Source organism: Siphonobacter aquaeclarae (assembly GCF_900103285.1).
Lineage (GTDB): Bacteria > Bacteroidota > Bacteroidia > Cytophagales > Spirosomataceae > Siphonobacter > Siphonobacter aquaeclarae.
The window spans coordinates 770611-787392 of sequence record NZ_FNGS01000002.1; the positions used below are offsets into that span (position 1 = coordinate 770611).

At 53.4% G+C, this 16782-nt stretch carries 13 protein-coding genes; 4 read left to right on the forward strand and 9 right to left on the reverse strand.

From position 1 onward, the window contains the following. The first annotated feature begins 32 nt into the window (after positions 1–32). Positions 33–863 carry a UDP-2,3-diacylglucosamine diphosphatase gene (locus BLR09_RS06745; RefSeq protein ID WP_317039200.1) on the forward strand — a complete coding sequence of 277 codons (831 nt, stop codon included), beginning with the start codon at positions 33–35 and terminating at the stop codon, positions 861–863. 145 nt (positions 864–1008) lie between these two features. Here BLR09_RS06745 and BLR09_RS06750 read toward each other — a convergent pair whose 3' ends face one another. From BLR09_RS06750 to fsa, 3 genes are all read right to left on the reverse strand, one after another. After that, positions 1009–3456 (reverse strand): TonB-dependent receptor domain-containing protein, encoded by a 2448-nt coding sequence (locus BLR09_RS06750; RefSeq protein ID WP_093199406.1) that lies wholly within the window; start codon positions 3454–3456, stop codon positions 1009–1011. 270 nt (positions 3457–3726) lie between these two features. Next, entirely contained in the window at positions 3727–3981 is a 255-nt protein-coding gene (locus BLR09_RS06755; RefSeq protein ID WP_093199408.1) for a hypothetical protein, read from the reverse strand. A gap of 147 nt (positions 3982–4128) precedes the next feature. After that, the gene (gene fsa / locus BLR09_RS06760; RefSeq protein WP_093199411.1) at positions 4129–4785 is read right to left on the reverse strand and encodes a fructose-6-phosphate aldolase; all 657 of its coding nucleotides are present in this window, start codon (positions 4783–4785) and stop codon (positions 4129–4131) included. A 323-nt stretch (positions 4786–5108) separates the two neighbouring features. Between fsa and BLR09_RS06765 the strand changes: the two genes are divergently transcribed. After that, entirely contained in the window at positions 5109–6188 is a 1080-nt protein-coding gene (locus tag BLR09_RS06765; RefSeq protein ID WP_093199414.1) for an efflux RND transporter periplasmic adaptor subunit, read from the forward strand. A 33-nt stretch (positions 6189–6221) separates the two neighbouring features. Beyond that, positions 6222–9329, forward strand: coding sequence for an efflux RND transporter permease subunit (locus BLR09_RS06770; RefSeq protein WP_093199416.1), 3108 nt, complete (start codon positions 6222–6224; stop codon positions 9327–9329). Positions 9330–9538: 209 nt separating this feature from the next. On the opposite strand, the gene BLR09_RS06775 is transcribed toward BLR09_RS06770, so the two are convergent. The 3 genes from BLR09_RS06775 to BLR09_RS06785 form a co-directional block, all read right to left on the reverse strand. Continuing rightward, positions 9539–10495 (reverse strand): peptidoglycan-binding domain-containing protein, encoded by a 957-nt coding sequence (locus BLR09_RS06775; RefSeq protein WP_093199418.1) that lies wholly within the window; start codon positions 10493–10495, stop codon positions 9539–9541. A gap of 89 nt (positions 10496–10584) precedes the next feature. After that, a complete protein-coding gene (locus BLR09_RS06780; protein WP_093199727.1) occupies positions 10585–12057 on the reverse strand; it encodes a nicotinate-nucleotide adenylyltransferase in 1473 nt (490 codons plus the stop codon). A gap of 255 nt (positions 12058–12312) precedes the next feature. Next, entirely contained in the window at positions 12313–12747 is a 435-nt protein-coding gene (locus tag BLR09_RS06785; RefSeq protein ID WP_093199421.1) for a type I restriction enzyme HsdR N-terminal domain-containing protein, read from the reverse strand. A 150-nt stretch (positions 12748–12897) separates the two neighbouring features. Here BLR09_RS06785 and BLR09_RS06790 point away from each other — a divergent pair, with 150 nt between their 5' ends. Then, positions 12898–13671 carry an AMP nucleosidase gene (locus tag BLR09_RS06790; RefSeq protein ID WP_093199423.1) on the forward strand — a complete coding sequence of 258 codons (774 nt, stop codon included), beginning with the start codon at positions 12898–12900 and terminating at the stop codon, positions 13669–13671. A gap of 15 nt (positions 13672–13686) precedes the next feature. Here BLR09_RS06790 and BLR09_RS06795 read toward each other — a convergent pair whose 3' ends face one another. From BLR09_RS06795 to BLR09_RS06805, 3 genes are all read right to left on the reverse strand, one after another. Beyond that, positions 13687–15012: a tetratricopeptide repeat protein gene (locus BLR09_RS06795; protein ID WP_176785478.1), complete on the reverse strand. Its 1326-nt coding sequence runs from the start codon at positions 15010–15012 to the stop codon at positions 13687–13689. A gap of 184 nt (positions 15013–15196) precedes the next feature. Beyond that, positions 15197–16090, reverse strand: a complete 894-nt coding sequence (locus BLR09_RS06800) for a 1,4-dihydroxy-2-naphthoate polyprenyltransferase (protein ID WP_093199428.1) — start codon at positions 16088–16090, stop codon at positions 15197–15199. A gap of 81 nt (positions 16091–16171) precedes the next feature. Further along, entirely contained in the window at positions 16172–16741 is a 570-nt protein-coding gene (locus BLR09_RS06805) for a glutathione peroxidase (RefSeq protein WP_245689879.1), read from the reverse strand. Positions 16742–16782 lie beyond the last annotated feature (41 nt).

Below are 16782 nucleotides of genomic sequence, written 5' to 3' on the forward strand. Positions count from 1 at the left end.
TATCTTTGCGCCTCCATTGACTGATTCGCTTCGTGACTTCTATTCAGCTCCTTCCCGGCAAAAAGATCTTCTTCGCTTCCGATTTTCATTTGGGCAGTGCGCCTGCTGACCGCAGCCGCGAGCGGGAACGCATGCTGGTACGGTGGCTCGACAGCATTAAAAGCGAAGCGCAGGTGCTTTTTCTGGTGGGAGATATCTTCGACTTCTGGCACGAATACAAGGAGGCGGTTCCGAAAGGCTATGTTCGCTTTCTCGGCAAGCTGGCTGAACTGAAAGACAGTGGCGTGAATATTCAGGCCTTTACCGGCAATCACGATCTCTGGATGCGGGACTATTTCCCGGCCGAGCTGGGTATTCCCGTTCATTTCAAGCCGATTGAGTTTGACGTAATCTCCGCCGCCGACGGTACTACCCACCGGTTCATGCTCGGGCACGGCGATGGCCTCGGACCGGGCGACTGGGCCTACAAAAACGTCCTGAAGCCTATCTTCACAAACCCTTTCCTGCAGTTTCTCTTCCGCTGGCTGCATCCGGATATCGGAATCGCTTTTGCGCATCGCTGGGCGCGGCATACGCGTGCGTCCAAATCCGGGAAACCCCATGAATTCTTCCATAGCGACGACATGGAATGGATCTTTCAGTACTGCCGGGAAGTGGAGCAAACCAGCCACCACGACTTTTATATCTTCGGTCACCGGCACCTGCTGCTGGATATGACCGTCTCTGCTACCAGCCGGTATATCAATATCGGAGAGTGGCTTTTTACCCGCTCCTATGGTACATTTGACGGGAAGGAATTCGAACTTCACCTTTTCGAAAACGATCCGAAATACCTGATTCCCGCTAATCGTATGACGAACTAGTATTTCTGTGAAGTCTGTGTATTCTGTGAGAAGAAAAATTAAGCTCACAGAATACACAGACTTCACAGAAAAGCAGCATTCAAACAGAAGAGGGCTGTCCCGATATTGGGAGACAGCCCTCTTCTTTTGCATAGTATCTTCTTAATTAATTTCCTCCCTGGTTCACACGACCGGCTTCGCTTTCAAGACCGGTAGAGCGGCGGCGGGCAGCCTGGATTTTCGAGTTTCCGAAGCGGTAACTGAAGGTCAGGTTTGCGACGCGGTTTTCCCAGCGGGACTTGATCTGGAGGTCGATATTTGAGAACTGCATCGTTCCACGGAAGTACTGCGTCCAGAAGATGTCACGAACACTCAGCTTCAGGCTGGCTTTCTTTTGCCAGAATTGCTTCTGCACGCCGAGGGTCATCTGCCACATCGGCTTGCCGACGAGCGTTCCTTCGAGGAATCCGCTGGTATAGAATCCGCTGACTTCGGCCGACCAGTCCTTCGGCAGCGTAATCTGGTTCTGGCTGTTGAGCAGGACAGACGTCAGGTGGCCGTCAAACGGCTCTCCGTTCAGTACGCCGTTGTACCGGTTCCGCAGCACGTTCACATAGTTGATGCTCATCAGCCACTTTGTGATTTTGATCGGAGCGGAAACCGAGATGCCAAGGTTTTCGCGGAACCCGAGGTTGTCTTTTGTCTGGTAGGTCGTCCGGGCATCGTCGTCCTGACGCAATACGTCCGTAATGACGCTGTTTGTACGGCTGTAGTTGATCGTCGTCGTGATCATATTTGCCCAGGTATGGTTTGCTTCCAGCGAGTGGGTAAACTGCGGGCGCAGGTACGGGTTACCGAGGTTAAAGGTATACGGGTCAAGGAAGAACAGGAAGGGGTTCAGATCCTGGTAGTTGGGCCGGTCGATCCGGTAGCTGTAGGAGAAACCAACCGAGTTCTTCTTGTTCAGTTCGTGACGGATAAACACGCTCGGGAACAGGTTGAGGTAATCCCGGCGGAACGATGAATCCGACGTCACCTGATCTCCCCGCATAATCGTCTGCTCGCCGCGGAGGCCGAGCTGTACCCCTGTCTTTTTAAACTGTTTGCTGAAATTGAGGTACAGGGCATTGATATTTTCCTTGTAGACGAATTCGTTGGTCCGGCCGGGATCAGGCGTCGTTACTTCGCCCTGACGGATGGAAAAACGCATGTCGTTACCGGTTGTGACATAGGCCGTCTTCGCTCCCATTTCCAGTTTGACGGTTTTCGACAGCGGGTGGGTATAGTCTACCTTGGCCGTGTAGATATCCACAATTCCCTTGGTATTCCCAAGATCCAGGCGGGGGCCTTCGATAATCGTCCCCTTGGGATCATACGTTGCGATGTTGTAGCGCTGATCGGTACGGTTGTCGTAACGGGCATAGTCGAGGTCAGCGGTAATTTCCTTTCCTGTCGAGTCGATGGTATGCTTGACGTTGAAATTGGCCGTCAGGTTTTTCCAGGTATTGGTAAAATCCTGGAGGGTCTGCGTCCGCTTTTCCAGCGTTGTCATACCCTTGTAGATATTGGTGTTGTTGTCGCCCAGGTTGTTCCACTCGCCCAGGTTTCCGTTCAGAATGACGCCCAGGGTAGTTTTTTTCGAGACGAAGTAATCGGCGCCCAACTTCAGGGAATGGTTGAAGTTCCGGGAAATATTCGTGGCATACTGATCAAAGAAGGCGGTTGTAGCGCCGTTTTCGAAGAATTTCCGGGTGATCGCCTGCTCGCGCCAGTTTTTCCGGTTTCCGTACGAATAATTCGTGTACACGTTCCACTTGTTCTGGCGGAAGTTCAGGTTCAGGCTGCCGTTTCCTTTGGGGTTTTTCCCGTAGCCGGCGCCAACGGACACTGAGCCGTTCAGCCCCATGTTCTGGTTTTTCTTCGTGCGGATGTTGATAATCCCGGCGTTTCCGGCAGCGTCGTATTTAGCCGACGGATTCGTCATGATTTCAATCTTTTCCAGCTGATTGGCCTGCATATTCTTGAGCAGGTTGGCCAGGTCTTCGTTGGAAAGGTAGGTCGGTTTGCCGTCGATCATCACCCGCACCTGGCTTTTGCCTTTGAGAGAGATGTTGCCGTCTTTGTCGACCGTAACACCCGGCGAACGTTCCAGTACCTCCAGTGCCGAATTTCCGGCGGCAACGATGCTGTTTTCGACGTTGACGACCGTTTTATCGATTTGTTGTTCGATGAAAGGCTTGGCAGCAGCTACCGTGACTTCTTTCAGGTTCTGGGAAGCGGCTTCCATCACCAGCGCGGCCAGTTTCACGGAAGGAGATTCTGCATTGAGGACAAAAGCCGGGGTTACTTTCTTCTTGAATCCGACTTGTGTCGTGGAGACAATGTACCGGCCGGCCGCGAGGTTTTCTACTTCAAACTGGCCGGAAGCATCAGCGACGGCGCCTTTGGCAAGCGTGGAGTCGGCAGCGTTCAGAACCATCACAGTCGCAAATTCAACGGATTTACCCGCTTCATCGACGATTTTCCCGGTGACCGTTCCCCGGAAGGCTTGCTGTGCCCATAGCGACGTGGTACAGCAAATTAAAATGGCAAGGGCAGTAATAATAGTTTTCATGGCTCTACCAGAAAGATTGACAGTGTTACTCGTTGATGGTACAAAGATGTATGCGGTTTATGGTACCATGCAATACAAGCTACTATAAAAAGCCAAATAACGTGATGAACGGTTGATACGGCTGGGCGGCTTGCAGTGAGTGCAGGACGACGGAAAGATGCGCAGGACGCGGCCGGTGTTGCAGGTCCGGGTTGAATGGCCGAATACGCAGGATGGGCTGTCGAAAACAGGGATGGGCAGTAAAAAAGCCCCGCGTTCCGGCGAGGCTGCTTATTCTTTCTCTTTTTCGGGGCGGCGGCGGGGTCGTTCGACCGACAGCTGGAGCTTACTCGGGTCGTCGATTACCTCCCGCGCATCTTTCAGGAAACGCATCACCTTGGCAAATCCGCTTTTGGGCTTTTCGCGCACAACAGTATCCGCGTCCAGCTGGGTTGTCAGCTTGAAACGAACGCGGGGCTTGCTTTGGGCGGAAGCAGTAAGTGTGATGCCGGTCAGGAAGAAAAACAACAGTAATCGTTTGATCATCTGGTACGGGATTGGCCGCTTTTACAAACATACAGGAGCCGCGCCAAAAAAGCTCTTTCTTTGGCATATTTTAACATAGACCGAAAAAACAGGCATAAAAAAAGACCGCTGCAGCGGTCTTTTTTGTCAAATTCCTTTCCGGAAGAATTATCCGACAAACTTGGCGGCATCTTCCAGGAACTTCTTCAGACCGCTGTCCGTAAGCGGGTGATTCAGCAGCTGAAGAATAACAGACAGCGGCAGGGTAGCCACGTCTGCTCCGATTTCAGCACACTTCAGGATGTGAACCGGGTGACGGATCGACGCCGCGAGCACCTGGGTATGGAAGCCGTAGTTTTCGTAAATTCCAACAATAGACTCGATCAGTTCCAGACCATCGTAAGAGATGTCGTCCAGACGGCCGAGGAACGGAGAAACGTACGTAGCGCCTGCTTTGGCAGCCAGCAAAGCCTGACCTGCCGAGAATACGAGCGTACAGTTGGTTTTGATTTCCTTTTCGGAGAAGTATTTGAGGGCTTTGACGCCGTCCTTGATCATCGGAACTTTCACGACGATTTTCTCATCGATTTCGGCGAGCTCCTCTCCTTCTTTGATGATACCCTTGAAATCTGTGCTGATAACCTCGGCACTAACGTCTCCGTCGACAATCTCGCAGATCGCCTTGTAGTGTTTCAGGATATTTTCTTTTCCTTTTATGCCGACTTTAGCCATCAGGGAGGGGTTGGTCGTTACACCATCCAGAACACCCAGCTCGTGGGCTTCCCGAATCTCGTCGAGATTTGCCGTGTCAATGAAAAATTTCATGATGCGTTGTTTTGATAGTTTCAACTGGAGTACTACCCGCGAAGCGGGCCAGACCGTCCTACAAATAGAACGAATTATTCTCAGGTTACCCTATGCGCCGGGCAGGCGGGCGGAAAAAAATTACGTCGCAAAACTACGGGAGTTTTTCATACTCCTTTACCACTTGGTCTTTGGATTTTCCCATCGTCTCGCGGAATACCGGAGATACACGGAGAATCAGCCTGAAAAACTGTTAATTTCGTCGGAATATTCTCCATTTCATCTCCCTCTACCCCCGGTTTGAAGAGGATTCATTTTCCTCCGCTACCGTCAATTGCGTACCTATGAAATCGTCTGGCCTCGTTCGCTGGTTCCTGGTTCTCGCCATCGTCGGCGGCATCGGGTATCTCGTTTACGGCAAACTGAACCGAACTGAAAAGAAAAAAGCAGCGGCCGGAGAAAAAGGCGGCGGCGGGCCCAAGTCCCTCACCGTAGACGCCTACGTGGCCAGCACGCAAAAACTAAGCAACAGCCTGGAAACAAGCGGAACACTTCAGAGCAACGAAGAGCTTTCCCTGCAACCCGAAATCAACGGACGCGTCATCCGGATTTTCTTCAAGGAAGGCCAGCCCGTCGCGAAAGGTACGGTACTCGTCAAGCTCTTCGACGCCGATCTCGCTGCCCAGGTTTTGAAAATCAAAACAAACCGGCAGCTGGCGCAGCGCTCCCTCGAACGTCTTCAGTACCTGCTCTCCCGCGATGGCGTCAGCCAGCAGGAAGTGGATGTTGCCAAGGCACAGGTGGAAGCCTTCGACGCCGACCTGGCCGTCGCCCAGGCCCAGTTGCAAAAGACCGAAATCAGGGCGCCGTTTAACGGCCGGATCGGTCTCCGGTATGTCAGCGAAGGCGCCATCGTCTCCCCTACCACGGTTATCGCCAGTTTTCAGCAGACGAATCCGCTGAAAGTTGACTTTTCCATTCCGGAAAAATATACAGACGCTGTTCGCGTGGGCGACGCCGTGTCGTTTACCGTGGCGAGTGACCGCAACGACTACAAAGGCAGCGTATACGCCATCGAACCGAAGATCGACCTCGCCACCCGCACCATCAAAATGCGGGCGCTGGTACCCAATGCGCAGAACCTCCTGCACCCGGGTCAGTTTGCCAAGGTCAAGCTTCGCCTGAATGAAATTCCCGAAGCCCTGATGATTCCGTCGCAGGCGGTGATTCCGGGTACGAAAGACAAGAAAGTAGTCCTTTCCAAACAGGGTAAAGCCTCGTTCGTGGTGGTCGAAACCGGCACCCGGAACGAAACGCAGGTCCAGATCCTGTCCGGTGTGTCTCCCGGAGACACCGTGATTATCAGCGGTATGATGCAGATTAAACCTGACATCGATCTGAAAATCAGAAGCGTCAAGAAGTAAGTAGTAATCGAACGAGGTAAAACAGGACTGACTATGAGTTTGCCATCGCTGTCCCTCAGCCGTCCGGTACTGGCGATTGTGATGAACATCATCATCGTGCTATTCGGCTATGTGGGATTTACCTTCCTCGGCGTCCGGGATTTTCCGGCTATCGACCCGCCGATCATCAACGTCCGGACGAGTTACGCCGGCGCCAACGCCGATATCATCGAGTCCCAGATCACCGAGCCACTGGAAAAGGCTATCAACGGGATCGCTGGGGTTCGGTCCATCTCTTCTACTTCCAGTCAGGGGACCAGCAATATCACGGTCGAATTCAACCTGGAAGCCGACCTGGAAGCGGCAACGAACGACGTCCGCGACAAGGTATCCCAGGCTCAGCGCCAGCTGCCCAATGACCTGGACGCTCCACCGGTTGTGAGCAAGGCCGACGCCAACTCCGACGCCATCATCACGATGACGGTACAGAGTTCGACGCGGAATATTCTCCAACTGAATGACTATGGCACAAACGTACTCCAGGAACGCCTGCAGACGATCCCCGGCGTAAGCTCAATCCAGATATGGGGCGAGAAAAAATATGCCATGCGTCTCTGGCTCGATCCGGCGAAACTATCGGCATATAATATCACGGCGGTAGACGTGCTGAACGCGCTCAATACCGAGAACGTCGAGCTCCCGTCCGGAAAAATCGCCGGCCATGCGACGGAGCTTACCATCCGGACATTCGGGCGACTGACAACGGAAGAAGAGTTCAACAATATTATCCTCCGGAATACGAACGGACAGGTCGTACGCCTGTCTGACGTCGGCGAAGCGGTACTCGGTCCCGAGAACGAAGAAACCCAGATGAAGGGCAATGGTATACCGATGATTGGTCTCGGGATTATTCCACAACCGGGGTCGAACTATGTTGCCATTGCCGACGAATTTTACCATCGTCTGGATGCCATTAAGAAGGATCTTCCGAAAGATATCCACCTGGATATTGCGCTCGACAATACCCGCTTTATCAAGAAATCAATTACGGAAGTAGAAGAAACCCTCATCATCTCCCTGGTGCTGGTGGTGATCATCATCTACCTCTTTTTCCGGGACTGGGCGATTGCCTTCCGTCCGCTGATCGATATTCCCGTATCGCTCGTCGGAGCGTTTTTCATCATGTACATCTTCGGGTTTACGATCAATATCCTGACGATGCTGGCGATCGTACTCGCGACGGGGCTTGTGGTGGATGACGGGATTGTCGTCACCGAAAACATCTTCAAAAAGCTCGAAGCGGGTATGCCGCGGATGAAGGCTGCGAAGGAAGGTTCGGAAGAGATTTTCTTCGCCGTTATCTCGACGTCCATTACCCTGGCGTTCGTATTCCTGCCGATTATCTTCCTGCAGGGGTTTGTTGGACGGTTGTTCCGGGAATTCGGGATTGTCGTTGCCGGCGCCGTTTTGATTTCCGCCTTCGTATCCCTGACCCTGACGCCGGTACTCAACGTATTGATGTCCCGGAAGCAACACAAGAACTCCTGGTTTTACGACAAGACGGAGCCTTTCTTCCGCTGGATGGAGGAAGGTTACCACCAGACGCTCAGCAGTTTCATGCGGGTGAAATGGCTGGCCTGGGTACTGATTGCGGGGTGTTTCGGGCTGACATACGTGCTGTACAACAATATCCAGGCGGAGCTTGCCCCGCTGGAGGACCGCAGCCAGTTCCGGGTATCGATTACCGCGCCGGAAGGTACTGCCTACGATTACATGGACGATTACGTCAACCGGATGGGTCAGTTCGTCATTGATTCCGTACCGGAAAAACGGGTCGTACTGACGATGGTAGCACCCGGATTTTCCGGTGCAGGCGCGGTCAACTCCGGGTTCGTACGGATTGGTCTCAAGGAGCCGACCGAGCGGAAACGCAGCCAGCAGCAGATCGTCGAAATGATTAACAAAAACATGAAGAACTTCCCGGAAGGAAAGGCCTTCGCGATTCAGGAGCAAACCATCGCGGTAAACCGTCGCGGCGGGCTTCCGGTCTCTTTTGTCATTCAGCACAACGACTTTGAAAAGCTGAAGGCAATGTTGCCGAAGTTCCTGGAAGAAGCGTCGCAGCAGCCTTCGCTTCAGGGTGTTGACGTAGACCTTAAGTTCAACAAGCCGGAGCTCCGCATCGAAATCGACCGGGCGAAGGCCAGCGAACTGGGCGTGTCGGTCGCCGATATTTCGGAAACCCTCCAGCTGGCCTACAGTAACCGGCGCTATGGGTACTTTACGATGAACGGCAAGCAGTATCAGGTCATGGGAGAAGTATTCCGGAAAGACCGCTCACAGCCTGTTGACCTCAAAACGCTGTATGTCCGTAACAGTCGCGGGGAGTCCATTCAACTGGACAACCTGGTGAATATCAACGAGTCGACTACGCCGCCTCAGTTGTATCACTACAACCGCTATAAATCGGCGACGATTTCGGCCGGTCTGGCGCCGGGTATGACGATCGCCGATGGGATCAAGGGCATGGAGGCCGTCGCTCAGAAACTGAAACTGACCGAACTGGGCTTTGCAACGGCACTTTCCGGCTCCTCTCGGGATTATGCGGAAAGTTCGTCCAATACGTCCTTTGCCTTTATTCTGGCGCTGGCGCTGATTTACCTCATCCTGGCCGCGCAGTTCGAAAGCTTCCTCGACCCGATCATCATCATGATTACGGTGCCGCTGGCACTCGCGGGGGCGCTTTTGTCGCTCTGGTTGTTTGATCAGACGATGAATATCTTCTCGCAGATCGGGATGATTATGCTCGTCGGTCTGGTGACGAAAAACGGGATTCTGATCGTGGAATTTGCCAACGAACAGCGGAAGGAAGGCCTGAGCAAGGTAGATGCAGCCATTGAGGCAGCAACGATGCGCCTTCGCCCGATTCTGATGACGAGCCTTGCAATGGCTCTCGGTGCATTGCCGATTGCCATGTCTCTCGGTGCCGCGGCCACCAGCCGGATCCCGCTGGGAATTGTGATCGTCGGCGGGATTATGTTCTCCCTGATGCTGACGCTGTACGTAATCCCCGCGGTTTACGCCCTGATGTCCCGGCGGAAAGACGCTGTCAAGGCGAAACAAAACGGGAAAGAAGCGGAAGCAGCGATGACGCTGGTGTAGTTTGTAAGTTATAAAATCAAAAGCGCCGTTTCGTTGGGACGAAACGGCGCTTTTTTGCGGATAGGCAGACCCCGAAGGGGTCGAATGCTATTAACCCGGGGCGGCAGCCCCGGGTAGGGACGCATACACCCGGATACGTATGAAACCCCGGGTTATACCCGGGGTTAATGGGATTAGACCCCTTCGGGGTCATGATGAAGGCAATCCTTCTAAGCCACTGGAAGCGTCATCCCCAGCAACGAAGCGGTATAATCTCCCACGACGCCGTCAGCGGCATTGTCAAAGTGTTTTCGCTGAAACTGCTCGAGCGCCCGGAACGTCTTCGGACCGAGGCCTCCGTCCACCTTTCCGTTGTAAAACCTCTGATCGATCAGCTTTTGCTGAAGTACCTTTACCTCGTCCCCGCTTGATCCGAAACGCAAACGAACGGGAAAAGGAGTATTCTTTCCTTCGGCCACGGACCAGACTATATTTCCCGGTAACATAAAATAAGGAAAGATGGATTGTATGGCCTTCCGGTCATATCCGTTTTTCCGAAAGTCATGCCAGGGGCCTATGTCTTCCGGGCGGTTGGTTTTATTGATGTTACTCGGCATTCCGACGACTACCTGACACCCTGCCGATTCCATTTCCGTGCGGAAATTGGTATCAGCTGTCATGCAATAACCGGCGTGGATGTTGTCGGCCTGGTTGGAAATATCGATGCGGTCGGTATCGTCGAACGTAAGGTTGTCGGATGTCCTCCGGGCCGGGTGGTCAGCGGTCTGGATAAAAGCCGCATGCCCGTTTTTATTGGGGTCGGATTTCTTGTGAAACCCCACGGTATAGTCGAGATACAGGCCCGGAATCATCTGATTACATCCCGCGCCCCCGTTGGTAACCGCCGTCTGAATATGTTTGCGATGCGGGACGGTACTGCCGGGAAAAACGGCAACTTTCTGCTCCGCCGGCAGCCACTGCCCCATCACGCAGCGGGGTGTGAGGTAATTGACGTCCTGCAGGGTAATTTCCTGGCTGTCGGCAAATTCAGTGGATTCGAACGAAGGCAGGGCACCACGAATACCGAAGAAGACAATATCTGCGCCGGGAGGCAGTGAAAAGCGATTAATGGCGATCAACCGTTCCAATACGGAATGGTTGATCGCAAACGAAGGCGACAGGGGCATAAGCTATCGAAAGGACGGTAGTACCAGTTAGCTAACTTACAGTCTCCGTTCAACCTTTCCCAGGACCTGTCGCAAAAATTAGTGAACGGCTAGTTATCTCCGAAAAACTCCTCCGCGCTACTGATTTCGTTCTCCTCTTTCGGATAGACCACGCAGGGAAAGCCGAACAGGCATTTGTCCTTGATCATGGTCGCAACCTCGGTCGGCACATACTGCTCCCAGCCTTCGCCGCCCGATTTGATCATATCCAATACCTGATCGGAGAGGATATTGAGGTTCTTTTTGTTGAACGTCCGGATATCCTCAATTTTATTATTGGTAATCAGGTAGTTAAACAAATCCCGCAGGTGAAACGGCAGCTGGAATTTGAAGCAGTTCGCCAGGGAGCCGTCCGGCTTCAGGGCCGGATAGACATAGAGCTTTACCTTTCGGCTGAAGAGGGTCGCAAAGGCCTCCAGAATACCACCCGGCAGGTTGGCATAATGCTGCTCATCGAAGATGAATTCCAGGTTCGGAATACCCATGATAAGCCCGATTTTCAGCTTGGTCAGCTTGGCGAGGTACGACACAAGCTTGTAATACTCGGTATAGTTCGAGACCATCACGGTCAGGCCCAGTTTGCCGAGGATATCGACCCGGTCGAGGAAGTCCTTCTCATTGATATCGTCTCCGTCCCGCAGGTTCTGAAGGGTCAGCTCGGTGAGTACGACTACCTTTTCCGGATCTACTTCCGGGTCTTCCAGAAACTGGGCGACGCCGTTTTGCAGCATATCCTGATGAACCAGCGCAAACGGCCGGAAACGGCCGCGAATAACAGCAATGTGCTTTTTGTAAAGCGTATCCGCGGGCTGTAGATTCTGCCCGTTGGGACCGAAAAGTGCTGCGTTGGTAAACCCGTGCTTGACGAGGTAGAGGCTCATCAGGCGGTTATCCACTACCCTGAAATCAGGCCCGCCAAACCGGATCATGTCGATTTCGATGCGGTCGGTCGACAGATCATCCATCAGCGACCGGAGCAGCAGCTCCGGCGTCTGGTGCAGGTAATAGCACCCGTACATCAGGTTGACCCCGATGATACCCAGCGCCTGTTGCTGGAGAATGGTGTCGTTGTCGAGCATCCGGACGTGGATAACGACATCGTTCGGCTCTGTCCGCGGTGACAACTGGAAACGGAGACCTATCCAGCCGTGGGATTCGTTCGTTTTGTGGTAATTAAGCGCGACGACCGTATTAGCGAACGAAAAAAAACAGGTTTCTCCTCCCCGTTTTTCGTCCAGACGCTCAATGAGCAGGTCGTATTCATGCCGGAGCATTTTTTCGAGACGGGACTCTACCACGTAGCGTCCGCTCTCTTCCGGTCCGTAAATGGCGTTGGAGAACGTCATGTCGTAAGCCGACATGGTCTTGGCAATCGTACCCGAAGCACCCCCTGATTTGAAAAAATTGGCCGCGACGTCCTGTCCTGCTCCAATTTCCGCAAACGAACCATAGATCCGTTTATCCAAATTGATTTTCAGGGCTTTTTGCTTGGTACCGAGGTATTCGTACGTTGATGATGGCATGGTAGAAAGAACCGGAAACGCCGGCCGGACTCCCGATAAACCGGAAACCTGGAGGACGCCTGAGGTCACTGGTTTCAGCGGGTCAAAGGTAGCCCCTGGCAGACCTATATGTCAACAATACGATGGGTTTCTTGCTAAATGTACGATAGTTCGGAGAGGATTGCAAGGAGATTCAGGGGTGGAGGATGTACTCGTTACCCTCGTTCTGGTCCCTGGCTATAATGGCCGAGAGGACGCTGTATACCTCGATATACCTCAACCGAAAGCCGGCAGATCCTCCAGCTGCATCCGTATTCCATCCGGACTTACCGAAAAGACAAAATGATTCAGTCCGTTTGTCAGCACAAGGTACGGCGCCCGGATCACGTGGTTGTACCGTTCAGCCTGCTCCAGTACAGCGTTGGTAATCTGCACTTCGGGGGCTTTGCATTCTACGAGTAAAAACGGCGCACCGTCCCGGTCATACATCACCAGGTCGCTCCGCCGCCCCATGCGGTTGACGCTGAGCCCGCCCTCGCTCCGGAGCAGCGCGCGCGGGTATCCGAAGGTATCCGTCAACAGTCGGGCAAAATGCTGACGTACCCATTCTTCCGGCGTCAGTACCAGCCATTTACGCCTCAGTTCGCAAAATATCTTTCCTTCTTTTACCTGAAAGGAAAAGGGTGGAAAGTTGAGCATTACCCGTTCCATGCAACCTCTTTATCCGGCAAATAAACCGCGCAGCAGGTGCGGCGGTTCCGGCAATTTTTCGTAATTTTGCTAAATTTTACACTTTCTTAACGCCTCGTTCTGCTCCTTTTGGCGTTCTTGTCAACCGCAGCGGAACACCCCTGAAACGAGATGAAAACAAAAGAAGAAATCGTCACCAACTGGCTCCCCCGCTACACGGGTACCCCCCTTGAAGAATTCCGGCCGTACATCCTGCTGACTAACTTTCACAACTACGTGGAGATGTTCGCACAACAGTACGGTGTTGAAATCCGCGGCGTTGGAAAGGCCATGCAAACAGCCTCTGCCGGCCATATTACCATCATCAATTTCGGAATGGGCAGTCCGGTAGCCGCTACGGTTATGGACCTGTTGACCGCTATTCAACCCAAAGCAGTGCTGTTCCTCGGCAAGTGCGGCGGCCTCAAGAAGCATACGCAGCTCGGAGACCTCGTACTTCCCATCGCAGCCATCCGCGGCGAAGGAACGAGTAACGACTACATGCCTCCCGAAATTCCGGCGCTTCCCTCCTTCCGCCTCCAGCGTTCGGTATCGTCCATGATTGTTAAAAACGGCCTGGACTACTGGACCGGCACCGTCTACACCACCAACCGCCGGGTATGGGAGCACGACGAGCAGTTCAAGGAATACCTCCGTACTACCCGGGCCATGGCGATCGACATGGAAACGGCCACTATCTTCGCGGTCGGCTTTGTCAATCAGATTCCGCACGGCGCATTGCTGCTGGTATCCGACAACCCGATGATTCCCGAGGGCGTTAAAACAGAAGAGAGTGACAAGAAAGTCACGTCGTCCTTCGTCGAAAAACACCTTCAGATCGGTATCGAATCCCTGGAAGAACTCGCGCAGTCCGGCGAATCCGTCAAGCACCTCCGCTTCGAGTAAGGTTCCTGCAGGCAGCTACTTACAGTACTGCTTGCGGGCCGTTCCCGCCATTTTATACCCCATTTCTGTGGCCTTTGACAGGTCGGCGCAGCCATTTTCCGCGTCTCCCTGGCTGATCCGGATCAGCCCCCTGACGTAGTAAGCCTCTGTTTTCCGTGGATTGAAACGCAGGGTATTCGTGCAATCCTGCATGGCGCCCGCCTGGTCATTGGCGGCCGACCGGGCCAGCGCCCGGTTGAAATACGCATCCGAAAACGACGGATTCAATTCAATAGCCTGGGAGAAATCGAGAATGGCCTGGCGGTCTTCCCCGAGTTTCGCCCGGTCCAAACCACGGATGTAGTAAGCTTCCGCCCGTTCTTTGGAAAGCTCGGGTACCCGGTCCGAATCAGCAACGCCGTTCAGGAGGTTATCCAGTACTGCTTTCGAAATCGGGCCGGTGAAGGTCGGTTTCTCTTCGAGGAAATTCTCCTTACTGATTGCCTGGTTGAGGTCGGCCATGCTTTCCCGCGGGGCGCCGCTGCGCATCTTCACAATCCCGCGCCCGTATAAGGCCGATATGTTTTCCGGATCGAGCGAAAGCGCCTTGTCAAAATCCGTCATGGCGCCTTTGTAGTCGTATGTCTGAAACCGGCAGAAACCGCGCTGGCAATAGGCGTCAACGTCTTCGGCATTCCGCTCGATCGTCCGGCCGTAATCTTCGATCGCTTCCTTGAAACGACCGAGTTTGGTATGGGTGTAGGCTCTGGCTGAATAGATCTGCGATTTTCCGGGACTCAGCTCCGCAACGCGCGTCAGGTCCTTCAGCGCGGATTCATAGTCGCCCAGCTTGTTCCGGCACATCCCTCTTGCAAAAAATGCCTGGCTGTTTTCGGGATCCAGCTCCAGGGTATTCGACAGATCCTGAATCGCCAGCTGGTAGTATTCCAGCTTGCTCCGGATCAGCCCCCGGTTGAGATAGGCTCTGGGGTCTGTCGCATCGAGCTCGATGGCTTTGTTGAAATCCTGAATAGCACTTTTATAGTCCTCCTGCTTGTACCGCGCGTCCCCGCGGGCGAGGATGGCATCGTAGTAGTCGGCTTTGATCTGGAGAGAACGTTCGTAGTCCTGAATCGCTCCGGGGTAGTCTTTCAGAAACGCCTTGCAAAGCCCCCGGTTGTAATAAGCCTGTGGATTTTCCGGCGACATGGTAATGACCTGGCTGAACTCCTTCAACGCGCCCTGGTAGTCGTTCGCTTTGCTTTTTTGTAATCCACGGCTGAAGAATTCCGCCGGCGTCTGCGCGGAGGAAGTCGAACTCAACAACAGCAGCAATCCTAAAAAGTAAACAGTTCCTCTCATGAAAGACATTCAAATACGCTCCTGAACTCGCTGATAATCAACCGCCTTATTTCCTCAATTTACGGCTATTCCTGCAAAAATCCTGCTACTTTCCATATGGAAACACCCTGCAAAGGAAGTAAAAACGCTTCACATAGCCGTTGTTTTGCCAGTGAAGCGCAGGACGGAAAAGCGAAACGGAAAATCAGATCAGCTGCCCGACGCCGAAAAGGATAACAAAGAGCAGCGTCGAAATGGCCATCCGGGACAAAAACGGATCGATTTCCTCGGGCCGCGTACCCCGCTGAACGCCGCTGGCGATTTTATAAAACAACGGCAACGTCAGCAGAAACAGGGCGCCGCCCCATTTCGGCCCTTCGATGACGACATATGACGCGGCGCATACCAACCCGGTAATGAGCAGCAGCCAGTGATACGTTTTGGCTTTTGCTGCTCCCAGACGGACCGGTACCGAATTCTTGCCATTCCGCCGGTCGTTATCTATATCCCGGATATTATTGATATTCAGCACACCTACGGCAAACAGCCCGCAACTAGTAGCCGGCAGCAGCAGGGTCCAGTCGAGCGTGCGGGTATGCAGGTAGCAGGTACCGATGACGCCTACCCAGCCGAAAAAGATCAGTACCGACAAATCACCGAGGCCGGCATAGCCATAGGGCCGGCGGCCAACGGTATACGTGATCGCTGCGATGATGCAGAGAATACCGAGACCGAGGAAGGTAAGAAACTCGGACATACCGCCACCATCCAGCGCGATGTACAGCAGCCCTATACCCGACGCCAGCGTCAGTACCGAAAACAGGATGATGGCATTGCGCATCTGCACCCGGGTAATCGCGCCGGTTTGCACCGCCCGCTTGGCTACCTTCCGGTCGTCGTTATCCAGTCCCGAAACACTGTCGCCATAGTCATTGGCGAAGTTGGACAGAACTTGCAGGAAGACCGTTGTCAGTACCGCCAGAGCGAACACCGGCCAGCGGAAACCATCCCGGGCGGCAGCGAGAAAACTACCCATCAGGATACAGGAAAGCGAAAGGGGCAAAGTACGGGGGCGTGCGGCCAGGAGCCAGGAGCGCATAGGAAAACGGAGCTAAGAAGCCTTATAAACAGCTGTTGACCGGCAAAGGTACCGGTCAACAGCGTTTTACGAAAATTCTTTTTATTTCAGGGACTCGAGGAATTCGGGGCTGTCGGGCTTCACTTTGGAAGCAAAGAAGTGCGTCAGTTCGCCTTTTTCGTTGACGATATACTTGCAGAAGTTCCACGTCGGGACTTTGTCGTTCCAGCCGTTGAGGTCCGGCGTAGACAGCCATTTGTACAGCGGAGACTGTCCTTCACCCTTCGTAACGACTTTGGCAAACATCGGGAAGGTTACGCCGTAATTCTTCTGGCAGAAAGCGCCGATTTCTTCTTCCGAACCGGGCTCCTGACCGCCGAAATCATTGGAGGGAAAACCCAGTACAACCACCTTGGCTTTGTTGGCTTCGTAGAATTTCTCCCAGTCCGCATATTGGGGCGTGTAGCCGCATTTGGAAGCCGTATTGAGGATGATCACCTTTTTCCCTTTGTACTGGGAAAGATCGACGACCTTTCCGTCGAGCGACTTCATCTTAAAATCGTAGAGGTTCTGTTTGGCGGCGGCGGCGTTTTCGGGCCGTACGGCGACTTCGTTCTTGTCGGCGAACAGACCGGTCAACAAGGTTCCAAGCATAAGCAGAATTTTTACCATAACGGTTGAGCAGTTAGAGGATCTAAACGATAGTCATTCCG